The following is a 19,644-nucleotide window of genomic DNA, read 5'->3' as shown; positions in this document are numbered from 1 at the left end:
TCATTTTCGAGCTAGTGCAAGGGATAGCCTGACCTCCATAGAGGCAGGCGTAGGGAAATGAGTTGCCAGCAACCATTGACCTGTCCCTTGCCTATCTATTTTCTATCTCTCCGGATAGAATTAAATAATAGTCCGACGCAGTAAGGTTTAGTTCGATAGTAGTTAGACCTTACTGCCCTTTTTTAAACGAATCCATCAAATCCATAAATTCATCGAAAAGATAACTTGCATCGTGTGGACCAGGTGCTGCATCCGGGTGGAATTGAACAGAAAAACCTGGATGGTACTTGTGGCGTACCCCTTCTACTGATTTGTCATTGATTTCCTCGTGAGTAATCATCAAACATTCTGGCAAATCCTCACGAGCCACAGCGTAACCATGGTTCTGACTGGTAAAGTCCACTCGACCTGTCGCAATTTCACGCACCGCATGGTTAAAACCACGATGACCAAACTTCATCTTGTAAGTGGTTGCCCCATTTGCTTTAGCAAAGAGTTGGTGCCCCATACAGATACCAAAAATTGGAATTTTCCCAAGAATGCCACGAATCATATCCAAGGCTTCAGGAACATCATCTGGGTTTCCAGGACCGTTCGAAAGCATGACGCCATCTGGATTGAGGGCAAGAATTTCCTCAGCCGTTGTGTCGTAAGGAACAACTGTCACATTGCAATCACGCTTGGCCAATTCACGAAGAATAGAATGTTTTAAGCCAAAATCGACTAGAACTACACTACGTCCAACTCCAGGCGCAGGATAGGCCGTCTTTGTAGATACTTGCTGGATGTTGTTGGTTGGCAAAACAGTCGCTCTCAACTGGTCTGTCAAATGCTCCACAGAATCACCGACATTTGCCAAGGTTGCCTTCATGGTACCGTGCTGTCGAATAATTTTAGTTAGGGCGCGTGTGTCAATGCCAGAGATAGCTGGGATTTTCTTAGCCTTCAAAAATTCATCCAAAGTCATCTGATTACGCCAGTTGCTTGCTCGACGGGCCCACTCGCTAACCACAACACCCTTACAAGTCGGCTTGATTGACTCGTAATCATCACGGTTAATCCCGTAATTTCCTACCAAGGGATAGGTAAAGGTTAAAATCTGACCATTATAAGACTGGTCCGTGATAGATTCCTGATAACCTGTCATCCCAGTTGAGAAAACCAACTCACCAGTCACATCCATATCAGCACCGAAGGCCTCCCCTTCAAAAATAGTACCATCTTCTAAAATCAAACGTCTTTTTGACATAATAATAAGATATTAAGGGCGTTAAGCGGACACAGGCAAAATAGGAGTTTGACCAAGAACGCTTGCGTTCGAGAAAAAACTATCTTTTTGACCCAGTCCGTAGCCCGAATTCAATTACAAAATCCGAGCAAAAAATACCCCTTCTCCTTTCTATTTCCTATCTCTCCGGATAGAATTAAATAATAGTCCGACGTTTGTACAATCAATTCGATCATAATTGACTGTACAAACTAGTGCAAGGGATAGCCTTAAAGTATATCACCATTTCTAAGAGCAGGTGTCAATATCTCAGCGCAGTGGTTGAATGATAAATTTGTTCGTATTCTATACTCCAAATTTAACCTCTACGACTGATGCGAACTGTGTTCGCTCTATTTCCAACTTCCAACTGTCTCCCAGACAGTTGGAACTATCCGGAGGTGGGAGTGAAACAGTCTGGGAATAGACTGTTTCAGCTCAACAACTTAAATTAAAGACTTGTTAACGAACACTTTTTTACTTTTCGAGTTCTTTCCCACTCCCAGGCGTAGGGAAATGAGTTGCTTGCAACCATTGACCTGTCCCTTGCCTTTCTATTTGTCAACTCACAGGTTGACATTAAATAAGATAAGTCTAACAAATTCCTAAACAGTTAAATCTTAAGCCTTGCCATTGACAATAGCTTCCAAAATCGCCATCCGAACAAATACACCATTTTGCATTTGGCGGACAATGCGTGATTTTGGCGCCTCTACCAAGTGGTCATCAATTTCTACATCACGATTGACAGGAGCAGGGTGCATGACAATAGCCCTATCTTTCAATCGCTTATAGCGTTCATCAGTCAAGCCATGCAAGCGATTATAGGTTTCTTTAGAAAAACTACCCGCTCCGTCATGACGCTCATGTTGCACACGAAGCAACATCAAGACATCCACCGTATCAACAATATCATCAATAGTCACATGTTGACCATAGACATCAAATTCCTCTGCGTACCACTCCTCTGGTCCTGCAAAGAAAATTTCAGCCCCCAAACGCTTCAAGATTTGCATATTTGACTTAGCAACACGTGAATGTGTAATATCACCTGCAATAGCAATCTTCAAGCCTTCAAAAGTTCCAAATTCCTCGTAAATAGTCATCAAATCAAGCAAGGACTGGCTTGGGTGTTGCCCAGAACCATCACCACCATTGACAATCGATGTCTGAATGGTTGGACTATCAATCAACTGCTTGTAATAATCCACTTCCGAGTGACGAATGACACAGATGTCGACCCCCAAGGCTGACATGGTCAAAATGGTATCATATAGGGTCTCACCCTTATTGACCGAACTGGTACGCGCATCAAAGTCAATCATGCCCATATCCAAACGAAGCTCTGCCATTTCAAAAGACTTGTGCGTCCGAGTTGAATCCTCGAAGAAAAGGTTAGAAGCATAATACTTCCTATCCAACTCCACCTTTTCCCCACCCTTGAAAGCAATCCCCCGTTGAATGAGCCCTAGTACCTCTTCATTTGAAAGAGTTTCCATTGTAACCAAGTGTTTGAGTGAAACTTTACCATTTGTAATTGTCATGATGATACCTGCCTTTATGATTTGGATGTAGAATATTGATTTGAAAGATGAACGACTAAGCTCCCTCGACTAGTAGGACGGAATCCTGACCATCGATTTCAGCCATGTGAACAATGATTTCTTCCGAACGGCTGGTCGGAATGTTCTTGCCAACATAGTCCGCTCGAATTGGTAATTCTCTGTGCCCACGGTCTACCAGAACAGCCAGACTGACGCGGGCTGGACGTCCCAAGGAAACCACATTATCAATCGCCGCTCGAATGGTCCGACCTGTATAGAGCACATCGTCCACTAAAATAACATCACGCTCATTGACATCAGCAGTCATGCTGGTCGTATCTTCTTCTACTTTCACATCATCACGGAAAGGCTTGGTATCCAGTTCACCCAGTGGAACGTCAATCCCCTCCAACTGTTTGAGCCTTTCCTGAATGCGCTTAGCAATAAAGACACCACGGGTCTTAATACCAGCCAGAACAATATTTTCCAAATTCTTGTTCCGCTCGATAATTTCATAAGTGATACGGGTGATGGCCCGCTTCATGGTCATATCGTCAACGATTTCTTTTGTCTTCATAAAGACCTCCAAAAAATATAGAAAAAGTCCCCTTTATACAAGGAGACCATGAAAATATGGGCTAGCATACAGACTAACCTTCTTAACACATTGCTCCTTGTCTGCCTCTCTGGACAGGTTTTAAAGGATTGATTAAGAGAAGTATAGCACAAATTTTCAACGTGGACAAATGCTTACTGCAAAAAATCCAAAAATCTTCGGATTTTGTTGAGAATTTTACTTGTTTAGCAGACTGCGACGGACATTTAGGGATTTTACTCCTGCCAAAATAAATCCGCAAATCAGATAGGCCACAAAGATTGTACCTGCATAGGTCAGGACATAAGCCCAGCCATACTTGGGCACATTGAGGAAGAAATAGGCAAAGGGACTGTCCTTGGCATCAGGAATGGGAATTTTGATAAAAAAGCCATTGATCAAACCAAAAACCATGTAAAATAAGGGCAGGGTGGTCCACCAGATTGGGTCAAACCACTTGTACTGTCGCTGTCGGTCCACAAGCAAGGTATCTAGCAGGAAATAAAGGGGAACAATGTAATGACAAAGCAGATTCTCCACACGCCAAAAATCATCTGCCAAAGGTGCCAACATGAAATGATAAACCACACAGGTAATCATGATGGACATGGTCACCGCAGCCTTGATTCGCAAAAACTTTGCCGTCTGCAAGTCAAGCCCCTTGTACATAGCATAAACCATATAAACCGCAAACGCTGAAACTAGCAAGTTGGACTGCACCGTGTAGTACATAAGCATACCGATACCATACTTAATAATTTCTAGGGCAGTTCCCGTGATTGCTAATAGCGCCAACAAACACCTGCTATAAAATAAAAAACTTTGATTCTTCATACTATCCTTTCAAATACGACAAAAGACTGGATTGACCAGTCCTTTTTATTAGATTTTCTTAACGAATTCTGACTTCAACTTCATGGCACCAAAACCATCAATTTTACAGTCGATATTGTGATCACCTTCAACGATACGGATACCCTTAACACGCGTACCTTGCTTCAGATCTTTAGGCGCACCCTTAACTTTCAAGTCTTTGATCAGAGTTACCGTATCGCCATCCGCCAAACGGTTACCGTTAGCATCGATAGCAACTGGACCACTTTCTTCCTCAGCCACATCAGCTGGGTTCCACTCGTAAGCACACTCAGGGCAAACCAAGAGGGCACCGTCTTCATAGACATATTCAGAATGACATTTTGGACAATTTGGTAATGTTTCCATGTTTTTTCATACTCCTTACATTTTTTCGTCTTCTAGTATAGCATTTATTGGGGAAATGGGCAAGATGAACAGGTTTTCATTAGCCATTTGAGCGACGTAGTTTTTCAAGTGTTTCTTGGAAAATAGCTGGCGCTTCTGCCGTAAATTCGACAACTTCTCCAGTTCTCGGATGGGTAAATCCAAGTGTTCTGGCATGAAGAAACTGACCATGTCCCTTGAGCGTCTTCTTAGGACCATAAGCCTCATCACCCGCGACCGAATGACCAATATAGGCCATGTGGACACGAATCTGGTGTGTTCGACCAGTTTCCAAGGTCAACTCCACCAAAGTATAGTCACCAAATCTTTCCAAAACTTGGAAGCGTGTGACTGCTTCTTTCCCTTTGGCAGTCACTGCCTGCTTCTTACGGTCTTTTTCAGAACGACCAATCGGCGCCTCAATCATGCCACGGTCATTTGGCAGGTTGCCATGAACAATCGCCCAATATTTACGAAGGGACTTCTTATCTTTCAACTCAGCAGCCAACTTAGTATGTGCCTCATCATTTTTAGCAATCATGAGCAAGCCAGATGTGTCCTTGTCAATCCGATGGACAATACCTGGTCGCAAAACACCGTTTATACCTGACAAATCCTTCACATGATACAAAAGGGCATTGACCAAGGTTCCCGATGTGTGACCAGCTGACGGATGAACCACCATTCCCTGTGGCTTGTTGACTACCGCAACATCCTCATCCTGATAAACAATTTCTAAAGGAATGTCCTCGGCTACATAGTCGATTTCTTCCACTTCAGGAACCTGATAGGAAATCACATCTCCTGCTTGCACACTGTATTTTGCTTTTTTGGGCTGACCATTGACCAAGACCTGACCATTCTTAATCTGTTCATTGGCAACTGAACGGGACAAATCTGTCAAATCTGCCAAGGCCTTATCCAAGCGAAGACCACCAATCTCAACTCTTACTTCCATTACTCTCTTCTTTCATGATACAAATAAATAATATTCCTACACCAACCGAAAGGCAGATATCTGCTACATTAAAAACTGGGAAACTGATAAAATCCAGATGAAACATATCCACAACATAACCTAGTCTTATGCGGTCAATAAAATTCCCCAGGGCACCTGCAATCATCAAGGACAGACTAAACAAGGTCCAGATGTTGCCTTTCACTTGTTTGATATAGTACCAAATCAAGCCTGTCACAGCTGCAATCGTGACAATTGTGAAAAACCATTGCTGATTTTGTAAAATAGACCAGGCTGCCCCATAATTTCTCAAATAAGCCAGACTCATGAAACCTGGAAGAAATGTCTCAACTGTGTCTAATGCAATATTGGCAACTGTCCAAGCTTTAACTAGCTGGTCCAACACAATCAAGACTGCAGCTACTATTGGAAATCCAAACTTTCTCATACTATCCTTTCTTCGCGTCAAAATATCGATGCATCATTTCAATAAAATCTAAGGCGCATTGATTTAATTCACCGTCTACTCGCTTGACATAGACCATGCGATTATCAATCTGATCTTTAATTGGAATGACTGTAATCCCATTGACACTCTCGCTATCCAAAAATCCAGAACCAGTCGCGTAGGCATCCGTTCTTTCCAAAATTCCGTTCAAGGTTGCACGATCTGTCACATCAAAGGTAACTGAAGAATCCGACGTATCAATCAAATTTTCAGAATAATACAGATAGGCTTCTTTTTCCTGAGTAAATCGAACGGTTGGAAGACCGACCAAATCACCCAAGTCAACCTCAGCCTTACTGGTCAAGGGATGGTCTTTGCGAAGATAGATGTGAGTCTGAAAATCAATTAAATCTTCTACTTCCAGCTTGAGCTTTTCCAGCTTTTGCATAATCCCCTTGGTATTGCGGCTGTTTAAATAAATAATCCCAAGCTCACTGTAGCCCTGTGCCACTTCATCCAAAATCTGTACCGTCGTGGATTCAAAAATACGAAGATTTTGGTACTGAGGATGGGCAGTAGAAAACTCCGTTATTAAAGGTGGTAAGAAATCGTAATGCTGGCTGGAAATGGAAAAGATTTTTTCGCTCTCTTCAGGTTGTAAATAACGATTTTCAAAATGGTCAAAGCCCTTTACCAAGGCCTGCGCCTTCTCATAAAACTCCATACCTTCCTTGGTTAGAACCGTTCCTGAACTGGTCCGATTAAAAATCTGAAAACCAATCTCCTTTTCCAAATCCCGAATGGAAATGGACAAACTGGGCTGTGAAACATACATTTTTTCCGCTGCCTCACGAAAGGTACCACTGTTGGCAATGGCAACAACGTAGCGTAATTGTTGAATATTCATACTTGAAACCTCTTAAAACTGCTTTTTCCATTATATCAAAAAAAGGAGGAAATTGCTGAAAAAGTCAGTCATATCACAGTATTTTTGAATTCTCGATTTAAACTTATGGACTAATTTTTACCCTTTAAATAGACAATTTGAGTCTGTTCCTCAAATCCTAATTTCCTATACAACATCCAAGCACCCTCATTTTCCTCTTCAACGGCAATTTGAAAATCTTTAGAATTTCTTTCAATCAGATCATTGATGACCAATTTGACCAAGTTTGTACCAATACCTCTTCCTCTGGCATCTTCGTCCACTGCTAAACCATAGAGGTAGTTGTAGCTTGTAGAAAGGTCTACAGTGCAGGAGCCAAGGACCTTCTCATTATTTTTGATAATATATAAGATACTGTTCTCATCTTGAATCGCTTCTTTAGCATATTGCTCACTAACTTCCAAAGTGGTGTCAAAGGCCCTAGACTGAAAGTTAGCAATAGCAGGGATATCACTTTCTACAGCCAATGCAAAGGTTAAGTCACTCAGGTTTACATCCTCGAATGGTTGACGATTTCTGCATAACCAGGTTTCCCTCTCTTCTTCTGCTACTAGATTCATATTTTCTAGTAAATTAGGATGATGCTCTAAGAAAACTTGCTCTGTCACAAAAAGCGGACCGAGAAGTTGATGCTCTTTCTGAATCCTTTCAAAGCGTGCTAACAGTTGGCTACCAATTCCTCTTCTTCGGACATCTGGTCTGACAAGTAGGCTCACCTCAGCAAAATCTTCCTTATCATCTGCATAAATCGCTAACAAACCAAGTAAGGTATCTTCCTTATAGGCAAGCAAAAAAGCTGGCATACTTTTATCGAAATTAAGCATATTTGATAAGTAAGGCTGCCGATGACTACCATCTGCAATTTGACATTCTCTATTTAACTGTTGACAAGCTACCAACTCACTTTCAGATAATAGATTTCTACTAACAATTTTAAGATTTTTCATTTTCAGAAAACTCCCTTGTTTTATATTATTAAAAAAACAAAAAGGCCCGATGGACCTTTTTATATGATTATTTTGCGATTGGGTAAACAGATACTTGTTTCTTATCGCGACCTTTACGTTCGAAGCGTACAACGCCTTCTACTTTAGCGTAAAGAGTATCATCTCCACCACGACCTACGTTAGCTCCTGGGTAGATTTTAGTACCACGTTGGCGGTAAAGGATTGAACCACCTGATACAGTTTGGCCGTCAGCAGCTTTCGCACCAAGGCGTTTTGCTTGTGAGTCACGACCGTTTGACGTTGAACCTCCACCTTTTTTGTGGGCCATAAATTGCAAGTTAGCAAGATTCAAGTTTAACATATGTTATTCCTCCGAATTTCTGTAATGATTGCTTCAAGCTACGCGATTAAGCGTTGATAGCGTTGATAACAACTTTTGTGTAAGGTTGACGGTGACCTTGTTTGCGGTGGCTACCTTTTTTAGGTTTGTACTTGAAGGTAACAACTTTTTTCTGTTTACCTTGTTTTTCAACAGTACCAACAACAGTAGCGCCTGCTACAAGTGGAGTACCCACAACAGTTTTCTCACCACCAACAAGAACTACTTCTTCGAAAGTAACTTCTTGACCTGCTTCAACGTTCAATTTTTCAACGTAGATAGCTTGACCGACTTCAACTTTAACTTGTTTGCCACCAGTTTTAATGATTGCATATGTGCTCATTATGCACCTCCTATGATTTTTGGGCCTTGCCCGAATTTGATGTGAAGACTCGCCTAGTACCGTGGGACGAACCACTTACTCTTGCTCCCAAAGAAGCAACGGCATTCGTGCGGTTGCACAGGATGTGTGCATAGTCAACAGTCCTATTATAACAAAAACACCTGCAAATGCAAGTGTTTTGTATCATTTTTCTTACATTTCGAAAACTTCGCTCTCCTGCTTGTTTGGTAAGAAGAAAGAGAGGACGATTCCGACAAGAGCTGGCAATAACCAGGCCAATGATTGACCCGCCAATGGTAGACTTGCAATCGCAGTTGACACTGCAGTCCAACCAAATTGACCAGCCAAGACTTCTGCAAGTGACAATGCTGTCACTACTCCTACTGTCAGTTGCATACCGTAAGTAGAAAGTGGTACAAATTTATTGACAATGGTAATCAAGACAATACAGATGGTAATTGGATAGAGTACCAAAAGAACAGGGATAGAGAAAGCGATGATTTTGCTCAAACCAAGGTTGGCAATACCAAAACCAATCAAAGTAAAGATAGTCGCGTACACTTTGTAGCTAAAACGTGGGAAACGCTCTGCAAAGAATTCGCCAGAAGAAACAATCAAGCCAGCCGTCGTCGTGAAACAAGTCACGATAACCATAGCCGCCAAGAAAATCTGTGCACCTGGTCCAAAAATAGCTTGTGTTGCTTGTGAAAGAATGTAAACACCCTTATTGGTATCAGAAGCCAAAACATCAGCAGGCACTGGGAAATGATTTCCTAGGAAAGCCAAACCAACATATAGTGCTGAAAAAGCCAAGGCTACAACAAAACCAACAGACCAGATAGTTGAGACATACTCCTTCTTGCTGGAGAAACCAAGCTGTTTTAAGGTATTCACTGCTACAACACTAAAGGCAATTGAGGCAAGGGCATCAAGGGTATTGTAGCCTTCAATAAAACCTGTACCAAAAGCCTGTCCCGCTGAATAAGCCTCAGAAGCTGGTAGCGGACTAGTTGATCCATACTTGGCAATACCAAGCACAACCAAAATCACAATCAAAATGGCAAAAACAGGGGTTAAAATACGTCCAATACTGTTTAAGATTTGCGACGGATTGAGGGCAATCAGATAAGCTGCCACAAAGTAAAGAGCTGTAAAGCCAAACAACCAGAGTCCCTGATTCGCATCGCCCAACAATGGCGCAATACCAATTTCAAAGGACGTTGTTGCTGTACGCGGAATTGCAAAGAAAGGACCGATAGCCAAATACAAGGCAACAAGATAGACCGTTGCAAAGGCTGGAGAAATCTTACGAGAAATCTCATGTACATAACCTTTGGGATTTAATGTACCGACAATCAAGGCAATGACGGCAATGCCGACACCCGATACGACAAATCCTAAAATTGCTGGCCAGAAATTCTCACCAGACAAGACACCAAGTGCAGGCGGAAAAATCAAGTTTCCTGCACCAAAAAACATACCGAACAGGAGTAAACCTGTTAGGGCTCCTTTTTTCATAACTCCTCCTTTTAGAAAAAAATATTTGTGAAATCTTATTATACCATACAAATCATGCTATTCCGAACAAATAGAAAAAAATCCAGCAAAAGCCAGATTTTCATGTATTATCCTTATAGTTTCTGAAAACAACGCGAGAATTACAGTAAATCAGCAATCAAACTATCCACTTCGTCCTGTACTTCCTCTTTCGGTGTAATTTCCGTTACGATAATCCCTGCCACAGCTCGTTCCACCAAAGCTTCTACATCCATACGGGCTTCGTATTGCTCGACATTTTTGATTTTAGGATTGGTTTTTGGACGGTCAGGGGCAAAGATGGTACAGCAATCCTCAAATGGCTGGATGGAAATATCAAAGGTATCAATCTCTTGCGCAATATCAATGATTTCCAACTTGTCCATGGTAACGACTGGACGGATAACAGGTGTATTTGTAACCGCATTGATAGCTTGCATGGATTCCAAGGTCTGACTTGCCACTTGTCCTAGACTTTCACCATTGATAATAACCATGGCACCACGCTCTTCCCGTACTCGGTCTGTAATCCGCATCATGAAGCGACGTGTCAAGGTCATCAAATAAGCTTCAGGTGCCTTTTCCTTGATTTCTTCCTGAATTTCTGTAAATGGCACTTCGATAAAAGTGATATTGCCACCAAAGGCTGTCAGTTTACGGGTCAAATCATGGGCTTTTTTAAGGGCACCGGGGCTGGTATATGGAGGGCTAGCAAAGTGTAGCGCTTCAATTTCCACACCACGTTTTAGGGCCAAATAACCCGCAACAGGCGAATCAATACCACCTGATAACATAAGCGTTCCTTTTCCAGATGTTCCAACTGGCAGACCACCTGCTCCCTTGATTTCTTCATGGGAAATATAGGCTGCATCAGGACGAATTTCCACTCGCAGCGTAATATCTGGCGACTTCATCTGCACCTGTACATTAGGAATGGCTGTGAAAACTGCATCCCCAAGAACTTGGTTGAGGTCACGACTGTCCAATTCAAAACTATGGTCGCTACGACGTGCCGCAATCTTGAAGGTCATCCCTTCCTTATAAATATTTTTCATGATATCTTGAACCGCTTCTTTCAAGGCTGGAACAGACTTCTCAACCTTATATGACGGTGCAAAATTTTGGATACCAAAAATCTTCTTCAAAGAAGCTGACACTTCCTGATAATCTGCCCCATTCAAATAGACATGGCCACGGTCACGGTCAAAATAAACGGTCACTTCTGGATAGACTGAAAGGACATGCTTAATGTTGTTACGCAGTTTGTTGACAAACCGCATCTTGTTTTTCCCTTTGGTTGACAATTCGCCATAGCGAATCATAATTTCTGAATAGTTCATGCTACCTTACTTTCTGTGTGTTGTGATAAATTTGTTTGAAAATGGTGAGAAATTGTTCAATTTGCCCCATATCGTTGTCATCATCCAAGCTGATACGGACGGCAGTTTGAGCCAGCTTCTGCGGTATTCCCATGGCAATCAGGGTTCCAGCCGGTTTTCCAGCCTTAGACGAGCAGGCTGACGTGGTCGAAATGTAAATCTGGTGGTCTTCAAAGGCATGGACAATGACCTCGCCACGAATATTCTTAATCCCGAAGGTCACAATGCTTGGCACAAAGTCATCTAGTCCAGAAAAGACTGTCACATCATCGTATTTACCCAATTCATCCACCAGGATCTGCTTCATGGCTGCCAGGCGTTTCTGGCTTTCTACTGCCTTGTCCAAGGTCAAGCGGAGCGCCTTAGCCGTTGCAGCGATACCTGCCACATTTTCAGTAGTTGAGCGTTTGTCGCTTTCCTGTCCTCCTCCTGTCAATAGCGGAGCGATTTTCTTGCCTGCTTTTACATAGACGAAGCCTACTCCTCTGACAGAGTGGAATTTGTGACCTGAAAAACTGGCAAAATCAACTCGGTCTGTTAGATACCGTTCCGTTGGCACCTTGCCGATTGCCTGCACCGCATCCACGTGGAAGGAGATGGTCGGTTTATCAGCTAAGAGCTGGGAGATTTCCTGAATGGGCTGAATGGCACCAATTTCATTGTTGACGGCCATGACAGAAACCAGCGTAGTATCTGGACGAATCAAGCTTTCTAAGGCTGAAACATCCACAAAACCTTGGGTATTGACCGGAGCCAAATCCACCTCAAAACCTTGCGTTTTGAGCCATAGAGCTGACTCCTTGACCGCTGGATGCTCGATAGCTGACACGATGATGTGCTTGCCCAGATGCGCCTTTTCAAAAGCCACGCCCTTGATGACCCAGTTATCACCTTCTGTACCACCTGATGTGAAAAAGATTTCCTTGCTGTCCTTGCCTAGCAATTCTGCGATTTGCTTGCGAGATGCTTCTAAGATACGGGTTGCCTGACTGCCTAGATTGTGGAGACTGGATGGGTTACCCCAGATTTTTGTCGCCACTTCCGTATAGGTTTTGAGAACTTCTGGATAGACCGGAGTCGTGGCTGCATTGTCAAAATAAATCATTTTTTCATTCCTTTGCTTGCAATAGTTCTATTTTATCACGTTTCACATCTTGTTTCCACTCTTTAAGATAGTTTTAAACTTGGTTTTTTAAGATGGAGTTGGAGGATACGACATGAAATCAACAAATAGAAAAGAACATGGTTCTGCCTTAACAAAACTACAAAAGTTTTTAACCTTCATCGGTTCGATTTTAGGAATTATTACTGCTTGTATTACCATTTATACCTTCACTGCAAAATCAACTGTTGCCCATACTAACCCTAGTAGCTCGATAAGCTCATCCAGTTCTACTAACACGAATACATCTTCAGCAGTTAGCCCAACCATCAATATACAAGCATCAACAAGTTCTAGTACTGAAACGACAGCTCCTAGCCAAACCGAAACTAGCTCTGCAGTAGATCACAGCAGTTCGTCAACAACTACAGAAACTTCTTCTAGTCAAGAAATCCAAACAAGTACAACAGAAACGATAAGCAGTACGGAGAGCTCTGCAGAAGTAACCACAAATTCTTCCCAAGAATAGTACATAAATATTTGCACACCCCCCTTTATTTGATATACTAAATTTAGGAGGTGCTGTATGAAATACTTTATTCTCAGAATACCAATTTTAGTTTGGTTATTGCTGTTTTCATTCATTGAAATCTTCCTACTGACATCATTTTTACCAGCACCGTTTAACACTCATTCACTTCTTCCTATCGTTATCTTATCCAGCTGTGCAGTCAGAGTATCTAATGAAGTCAAAGAGAGAGATGGACAATACACGCCATTCAAACATCTATGGTGGGCGGTACTTGCTTGGATTATATTGGGTATCCTTTTCGGATTGACTGTCCAGGCACCCATCGCAAATCATATTGTTTTTATAGTAAAAGCCATTTTAGGTGGACTAGGCTATCGGCTGATTGAAGGCTATACTGTCTATCGTTATCATTATCTACAGACGAAAAAGAAAGGCTAACCCTTTCTTTTTTAGTTTTCTACAGTATTTTTCTTAATTCATCTATATCTTCTTGACTGGTTGACCAGCTGGTCGCAAAGCGGATAACACTATGGCTATCGTCATATTTTTCCCAGAAACCATAGGCAATGCCAGCTTCAGTCAGTCTAGCTAATTCTTCATTTCTGACGATGACAAACTGCTGATTGGTTGGTGATTTGAGATAGAATGGAAAACCTTTTTCTTCCAAAATCTGGGTGAGCTGCTCTGCCATTGCGATAGCATGACACCCCAATTCGAGATACAAGTCATCAGTAAATAAGCGGTCAAACTGAACTCCTGTCAATCTTCCCTTAGCCAACAAGGCGCCATGGTGCTTGACAATCGATACAAAATTCTTTGGCTGATTATTCTTTGTAAATACAAGAGCTTCTCCCAACAAGGCACCAAGTTTTGTTCCGCCAATGTAGAAGACATCTATCAGCTCTGCTATGGCCTGCAAATCAAGATCCGTATCGCGTGCAGCAAGACCATAACCCAAGCGAGCACCGTCTAAAAAGAGCGGAATATTGTGCTGCCGACAAACTTGGGACAAGTCTTCCATCTCTGATTTGCTATAAAGTGTACCATATTCAGTCGGGTGGGAAATATAAACCATACCTGGATGAACCATGTGGGCATGATTAGCATCGGCATAGAAATCTTTGATGAAGTTATCAACCCCACTTGCCGTTATTTTCCCTTCATGATGCGGCAGTGTCAACACCTTGTGTCCAGAAAATTCAATGGCGCCAGCCTCATGTGTAGAAATATGGCCTGTATCTGCGGCAATCACACCCTCATAAGAAGCTAACATTGAAGAAATAAGGATTTGATTGGTCTGCGTACCACCTGCCAAAAAAGTAACCTGTGCGTGAGGACAGTTGGTCGCAAGTCTAATTTTTTCGATAGCAGATTGGGTATATTTATCCGTTCCATAGCCAGATAAACCTTCCTGGTTGCTAGTAACCAAGGCTTCAAGCAGGACTGGGTGGGCACCTTTGTTATAATCGTTTTCAAAATGTAACATCTCACACCCTCCGTAATAAATAAAATAAAAAGCCTGTTCATTCAGGCTTAAAAACTAATCCACCCTGAGGGAATCGAACCCCCATCTCAAGAACCGGAATCTTACGTGATATCCATTACACTAAGGGTGGAAAGGAAAAACTTGCACAAGGCAAGTTTTTATATGAATTACAATTCAATGTCACCGAAAAGGTCAGCCATTGAGAATCCAGATTGTGTTTCTGGCAATTCGTAATCACGTTTTTCTTCACGTTTTTGACGACGTGGACGTGGAGCACGTTTTTCAGCTTTTTCTTCGCCTTCAGCTGCTGCTGGACGCTCTTCCAAAGCTTTAATAGAAAGTGATACACGCTCATCAGCAGCGTTCACTTCAAGAACTTTAACAGTTACTTCTTGACCTACTGACAAAGCATCTTTTGGATTTTCAACACGTTTGTGTGAAATTTGTGAAATGTGTACCAAACCATCGATACCTGGCAATACTTCAACGAAAGCACCGAAGTCAGTCAAGCGTTTTACTTTACCTTCAATCACATCGCCAGCTGCCAATTTTTGCTCAACGCCATCCCATGGACCAGGCTGTGTAGCTTTCAATGACAATGATACGCGACCTTCAACTTCGTCGATTGCAAGAACTTTAACTTCAACTTCTTCACCAACTGTTACAGCTGACTTAGGAGATACGTTACGCTCATGTGACAATTCAGTCAAGTGTACCAAACCATCTACACCACCGAGGTCGATAAAGGCACCGAAGCTAGTGATACGTGCAACTTTACCAGTTACAACTTCACCAACTGCCAATTTACCGAATACTTCTGCACGTGCTGCTGCAGCTTCTGCTTCAACAACTTCACGACGTGACAAGATGAAACGGTTCTCAGCTGGATCAACTTCTTTGATTTTCGCATCAAATTCTTGACCAACGAAACGCTCAGTGTTGCGAGTGAAACGGCTGTCGATCATTGAAGCTGGGATGAAACCACGAAGACCTTCAAATTCAACTGCAAGACCGCCTTTAACAGCGCGAGTTACTTTAACTGTAACAACTTCTTCTTCACGACCAACAAGTTTGTCCCATGCCTTACGTGCTTCCAAACGTTTTTTAGATACAAGATATGTAACAGTGTCTGTATCTTTACCAACAACTTGGCGAAGTACAAGCAACTCAAGTGTTTCACCAACTTTAACAAGGTCGTTGATGTCAGCATCACGGTCGTTTGTCAACTCACGAAGAGTCAATACGCCTTCTACACCAGTACCTGAAATAGCTACGTTAGCTTGAGCAGCATCAACTGTCAATACTTCTGCAGTTACCACATCACCAGGTGTAACTTCACTTACACTGTTCAACAAATCTTCAAATTCGTTCATTATAAAAAAACCTCCGACAATCAGGTCTTTCGACCCAACATAAAATATATTTTATTTAAGGCACACGCAAGGACAACAACAATTAGACATCTTTGACGAACTAGATTAAATCTAGTACCTTTACTGGGGTAGCTGGATTCGAACCAACGCATGAGGGAGTCAAAGTCCCTTGCCTTACCGCTTGGCGATACCCCAAAATAATTTTATTCTAAAATGAACTTGGGCTAAACGCTGTGTAAAAAAGATAGGTTGCCTAGCAAAACAGGATTTGCTATCAACTTTCTAATTTTACTCTGCGTTTGACACCTTTAGTATCTTAGAAATGGAAAGAGAGGGATTCGAACCCCCGAACCCGAAGGAGCGGATTTACAGTCCGCCGCGTTTAGCCTCTTCGCTATCTTTCCATAGCACCAACAGTCACTATTCTAGCATAAAATAGTGACTATTTCAAGCTTTTTAGTGACTTAAATTATAATTTTCAATAATATTTCCAACTGCTTTTTCTAATTTTTTATAAAAGCTTTCAGTATTGCCATTTTTTACAACCGCAAAATGATTGTCAGCTAATTCTGCAATCTCACCGATAACCTTTTTGCCAATCATCAAGCGGTAGCCAGGAAATTCTTCCTTGTTTACCAAGACCTTGCTATCTTCAATTTGGATTTCAATTTTTTTATCTTTTTTACTCATTTTCAAACCTCACTTTTATTATTCTACAAAAAAATAGAAGAGCTTGCAAGTGCAAGCCCTTCATGTAGATTGAAATGATACACATCAATCTCTTCTGAAAATATCTCTAGAATAGACTTTATTCTCAACATCCTGCAAACATTCTTCGAAGCGGTTAGCAATAATGACAGTTGATTGTTGTTTAAAGCTTTCAATGTCATTCACCACTTTCCACCCATCAAAAACAGAGTGTTCAGGAAGAGTTGGTTCATAAATGATTAAATCTACTCCTTTACTCCGCAGACGCTTCATCACTCCCTGAATGGAACTTTGTCTAAAATTATCCGAGTTTGTCTTCATCGTCAGACGGTAAACACCAATAGTTACTGGTTGGTCACTGTCATTGCCATGAATTTTCTCCGCAAATTTCAAAACTTGCTCGGCAATAAAATCTTTTCGGGTTCTATTGGCTTCAACAATAGCTGAAATCATGTTTTGTGGAACTTGCTGATAATTTGCGAGTAACTGTTTGGTATCTTTCGGTAAACAATAGCCACCGTAACCAAAAGATGGATTGTTGTAATGCTCGCCGATCCGAGAATCTAATCCTACACCTTTAATAATATCTTCTGCCCGTAAATTATTCAGTTCCGCATAAGTATCCAATTCATTGAAGTAAGAAACTCGTAAGGCTAAATAGGTATTGGAAAAAAGCTTAACGGCCTCTGCTTCCGTGGCACCCATTATCAATATTGGGATATCAGTTTTCTGGGCAGCCTGTGCCAGTAAATCACCAAATAATTGAGCAGCCATTTTCGTCTTAGGTGAGTCTGTCATTTCTGTGGAAACGATGATACGAGATGGAAAGAGATTATCGTAGAGTGCTTTCGATTCTCTAAGAAATTCTGGGCTAAAGACAATGTTCTCGGTTTGGTATTTTTGACGCACACTCAATGTAAAACCTACTGGAACTGTTGACTTCACAATCATGAGGGCATCAGGATTCACTGCCAAGACTTCTTTTATAACACTTTCAACATAGCTTGTATCAAAGTAATTTGTCTTATCGTCATAATTGGTCGGAGTAGCAATCACCACAAAATCAGCTATTTTATAGGCTGATTCAGCATCTGTTGTAGCTTCTAAGAATAAGTTTTCCTCTTTTAAAAATCGTTCGATATAATCATCCTGGATTGGAGATTTTTTAGACCGAACCTGCTCAACTCGTTCTTCTTGGATATCAACAGCGTAAACCTTATTATTTTGCGCTAACAGAACTGCAATGGACATTCCTACATAGCCCAAACCAACAACTGCGATGGTATTTGCAGGCTTTGCTATATCAGTTATCTGATTTCTACTGTCATTATTTTGTTCTAATGCTTTGTTCATAAACACTTCCTCATTTCTCAATCAATAGAGCATTCTCTAATACCTACAGTTACAAATTTTGAAAACTAGGTCAGAATTTTGATAGTTTCAGCAAGTTTCTCCAGATTTATTTCATTATCATCTTCCTGTGATTTCCCGCGAGAACTTGTCTTATCGAGAAGTATGACAAAGGTTTTTAGTAATAACTTAACATCTAGCAGGATAGAATATTGCTTGATGTATAGCAAATCAAATTTCAATTTACTCTGGAAATCAGATGTGTATTTTCCATATACTTGCGCGTAACCAGTGATGCCTGCACGCACATTGTGGCGAAGTGAATAATAACCATTTTCTTGATTAAACTGCTCAACAAAAAACGGCCGTTCTGGTCGTGGTCCGACCATGGACATATCCCCTTTTAAAACATTTATTAACTGAGGCAACTCATCTATACGTGTTGAACGTATAAACTTTCCAATTCGCGTCACGCGATTGTCATTTGCACGAGCTAAAACAGGTCCTGAAGTTCGCTCTGCATCCTCTCTCATTGACCGAAATTTTAAGATTGAAAATACACGATTTCCCTTTGTTACCCTATCTTGACGATAAAAGATTGGTCCTGGACTTTCTATTTTGATTAGTAGCGCAGTCAATAGTAAGATAGGGCTCGATAGAATTAATAGGATTAACGCCGTCAAAAAATCCAATGCTCGCTTTACAATCGCTTGACCAACAGATAAGTAATAAGGGGTGACTTGAATCATACTTTCATCAGATATATTTATCATATGCGAATTGAGAACAATTGAGTTTTCCACATTTGCAGTTAGATAAAGTATTTTATTGTTTGAAATCAAAAATTCATAAATAGCCAATCTCGTTCTACTATCGATATAGCCTGCAATATATACTACATCAATCTCATCTACTACTTTTTCCACAGCTTCCAAATAATTGGCAAATGCTAAGTGAGTAACTGTATGCAAGGTCTCACTAGAATCCTGAAAATTTTTCAAAGTTTCAAGTACGACAGACTGTTCACCTAAAATCAAAAGACGTTTTCGTTTAACAGTATATTCGTAAATCTTGAAAATTATAAAATGCAGCATACTGGAAAAGAATGTTCCCAAAACAAGACTGAGTAAAAAGGAAACTCCCGAGAAACGAAATATGTCTAAATAGAAACGCCCAATTAGAGCAAGACCAATTAAAAAGAAACATTGAACAAAGAAGGAATTTAGTAAATTCCCTTTTATTGTCCTGTTATAATATACGTGTGTATCAAATGAAGTACATAACATAATATAGAACAACATTATCCAAGGAAGTGAAAGCAAAAAATAATTTATGTCAATCTCATTAAGATTCACAGAACTGTCTATGAAGGTCATTAGACAAGTGACTAGGACAACCAGTATTGATTCAATAATTGTCGCGAAATTTGTCCATGCTTTTTTTCTGATGTACACAATCATTACCCCCCCCCCATTTTTATTTTTGCACATTGCTAAAACGTGCGAAAAAATC

Annotated in this window: 21 protein-coding genes, 3 tRNA genes and 1 other annotated feature; of the genes, 2 read left to right on the top strand and 22 right to left on the bottom strand. The window is 41.1% G+C overall.

Going from position 1 to position 19,644, the window contains the following annotated elements; genetic code table 11:
• Positions 1-169: 169 nt before the first annotated feature.
• The 14 genes from C1E58_RS03435 to C1E58_RS03370 form a co-directional block, all read right to left on the bottom strand.
• Positions 170-1,249, bottom strand: a complete 1,080-nt coding sequence (locus C1E58_RS03435; RefSeq protein ID WP_105114710.1) for a carbamoyl phosphate synthase small subunit — start codon at positions 1,247-1,249, stop codon at positions 170-172.
• Positions 1,250-1,887: 638 nt separating this feature from the next.
• Positions 1,888-2,811: an aspartate carbamoyltransferase catalytic subunit gene (locus tag C1E58_RS03430; RefSeq protein ID WP_105209340.1), complete on the bottom strand. Its 924-nt coding sequence runs from the start codon at positions 2,809-2,811 to the stop codon at positions 1,888-1,890.
• Positions 2,812-2,866: 55 nt separating this feature from the next.
• Positions 2,867-3,388, bottom strand: coding sequence for a bifunctional pyr operon transcriptional regulator/uracil phosphoribosyltransferase PyrR (gene pyrR, locus C1E58_RS03425; RefSeq protein WP_105209339.1), 522 nt, complete (start codon positions 3,386-3,388; stop codon positions 2,867-2,869).
• A 216-nt stretch (positions 3,389-3,604) separates the two neighbouring features.
• A complete protein-coding gene (locus C1E58_RS03420; RefSeq protein ID WP_105209338.1) occupies positions 3,605-4,240 on the bottom strand; it encodes a Pr6Pr family membrane protein in 636 nt (211 codons plus the stop codon).
• A 48-nt stretch (positions 4,241-4,288) separates the two neighbouring features.
• On the bottom strand, positions 4,289-4,627 hold the full coding sequence (locus C1E58_RS03415) for a zinc ribbon domain-containing protein YjdM (RefSeq protein ID WP_044759226.1): 339 nt from the start codon (positions 4,625-4,627) through the stop codon (positions 4,289-4,291).
• A gap of 79 nt (positions 4,628-4,706) precedes the next feature.
• A complete protein-coding gene (locus C1E58_RS03410; RefSeq protein ID WP_105209337.1) occupies positions 4,707-5,603 on the bottom strand; it encodes an RluA family pseudouridine synthase in 897 nt (298 codons plus the stop codon).
• Positions 5,587-6,051 (bottom strand): signal peptidase II, encoded by a 465-nt coding sequence (gene lspA / locus C1E58_RS03405; RefSeq protein WP_105209336.1) that lies wholly within the window; start codon positions 6,049-6,051, stop codon positions 5,587-5,589. Before lspA ends, C1E58_RS03410 begins: the two co-directional genes overlap by 17 nt.
• Position 6,052: 1 nt before the next feature.
• Positions 6,053-6,958, bottom strand: coding sequence for a LysR family transcriptional regulator (locus C1E58_RS03400; protein WP_105209335.1), 906 nt, complete (start codon positions 6,956-6,958; stop codon positions 6,053-6,055).
• 110 nt (positions 6,959-7,068) lie between these two features.
• Positions 7,069-7,944 (bottom strand): GNAT family N-acetyltransferase, encoded by an 876-nt coding sequence (locus C1E58_RS03395; RefSeq protein WP_105209334.1) that lies wholly within the window; start codon positions 7,942-7,944, stop codon positions 7,069-7,071.
• A gap of 67 nt (positions 7,945-8,011) precedes the next feature.
• Positions 8,012-8,305, bottom strand: a complete 294-nt coding sequence (gene rpmA / locus C1E58_RS03390; RefSeq protein ID WP_009909754.1) for a 50S ribosomal protein L27 — start codon at positions 8,303-8,305, stop codon at positions 8,012-8,014.
• Positions 8,306-8,351: 46 nt separating this feature from the next.
• Positions 8,352-8,666, bottom strand: a complete 315-nt coding sequence (gene rplU, locus C1E58_RS03385; RefSeq protein ID WP_002941330.1) for a 50S ribosomal protein L21 — start codon at positions 8,664-8,666, stop codon at positions 8,352-8,354.
• A 35-nt stretch (positions 8,667-8,701) separates the two neighbouring features.
• Positions 8,702-8,791, bottom strand: a sequence feature (ribosomal protein L21 leader region).
• A 67-nt stretch (positions 8,792-8,858) separates the two neighbouring features.
• Positions 8,859-10,184, bottom strand: coding sequence for a branched-chain amino acid transport system II carrier protein (brnQ, locus tag C1E58_RS03380; protein WP_105209333.1), 1,326 nt, complete (start codon positions 10,182-10,184; stop codon positions 8,859-8,861).
• Between the two features lie 140 nt (positions 10,185-10,324).
• Entirely contained in the window at positions 10,325-11,542 is a 1,218-nt protein-coding gene (gene thiI, locus C1E58_RS03375; protein ID WP_105209332.1) for a tRNA uracil 4-sulfurtransferase ThiI, read from the bottom strand.
• A gap of 1 nt (position 11,543) precedes the next feature.
• A complete protein-coding gene (locus tag C1E58_RS03370) occupies positions 11,544-12,686 on the bottom strand; it encodes a cysteine desulfurase family protein (RefSeq protein WP_105209331.1) in 1,143 nt (380 codons plus the stop codon).
• A 112-nt stretch (positions 12,687-12,798) separates the two neighbouring features.
• Between C1E58_RS03370 and C1E58_RS03365 the strand changes: the two genes are divergently transcribed.
• Positions 12,799-13,212: a DUF6556 family protein gene (locus tag C1E58_RS03365; RefSeq protein WP_105209330.1), complete on the top strand. Its 414-nt coding sequence runs from the start codon at positions 12,799-12,801 to the stop codon at positions 13,210-13,212.
• A 57-nt stretch (positions 13,213-13,269) separates the two neighbouring features.
• Positions 13,270-13,653 carry a hypothetical protein gene (locus C1E58_RS03360; RefSeq protein WP_105209329.1) on the top strand — a complete coding sequence of 128 codons (384 nt, stop codon included), beginning with the start codon at positions 13,270-13,272 and terminating at the stop codon, positions 13,651-13,653.
• Positions 13,654-13,672: 19 nt separating this feature from the next.
• Here C1E58_RS03360 and C1E58_RS03355 read toward each other — a convergent pair whose 3' ends face one another.
• The 8 genes from C1E58_RS03355 to C1E58_RS03320 all read right to left on the bottom strand — a co-directional run.
• Positions 13,673-14,701: a threonine aldolase family protein gene (locus C1E58_RS03355; RefSeq protein WP_105209328.1), complete on the bottom strand. Its 1,029-nt coding sequence runs from the start codon at positions 14,699-14,701 to the stop codon at positions 13,673-13,675.
• A gap of 58 nt (positions 14,702-14,759) precedes the next feature.
• Positions 14,760-14,831: transfer RNA gene (locus C1E58_RS03350), tRNA-Arg, on the bottom strand.
• Positions 14,832-14,868: 37 nt separating this feature from the next.
• Positions 14,869-16,074 (bottom strand): 30S ribosomal protein S1, encoded by a 1,206-nt coding sequence (rpsA, locus tag C1E58_RS03345; RefSeq protein ID WP_105209327.1) that lies wholly within the window; start codon positions 16,072-16,074, stop codon positions 14,869-14,871.
• 123 nt (positions 16,075-16,197) lie between these two features.
• A tRNA-Gln gene (locus tag C1E58_RS03340) sits at positions 16,198-16,269 on the bottom strand.
• A 128-nt stretch (positions 16,270-16,397) separates the two neighbouring features.
• Positions 16,398-16,478 (bottom strand) — tRNA-Tyr (locus tag C1E58_RS03335).
• A gap of 52 nt (positions 16,479-16,530) precedes the next feature.
• Positions 16,531-16,764, bottom strand: coding sequence for a DUF2969 domain-containing protein (locus C1E58_RS03330; RefSeq protein ID WP_105209326.1), 234 nt, complete (start codon positions 16,762-16,764; stop codon positions 16,531-16,533).
• 84 nt (positions 16,765-16,848) lie between these two features.
• Complete coding sequence (locus C1E58_RS03325; RefSeq protein WP_105209325.1) at positions 16,849-18,135, bottom strand: nucleotide sugar dehydrogenase; 1,287 nt, start codon at positions 18,133-18,135, stop codon at positions 16,849-16,851.
• Between the two features lie 65 nt (positions 18,136-18,200).
• Positions 18,201-19,644: sugar transferase (locus C1E58_RS03320; RefSeq protein ID WP_105209324.1), on the bottom strand; the 1,444-nt coding region annotated here is incomplete at its 5' end.

The organism is Streptococcus suis, assembly GCF_002964575.1.
Classification (GTDB): domain Bacteria; phylum Bacillota; class Bacilli; order Lactobacillales; family Streptococcaceae; genus Streptococcus; species Streptococcus suis_R.
Note: the sequence above shows the minus strand (reverse complement) of the source record. Positions and strands in the feature narration are given on the sequence as shown.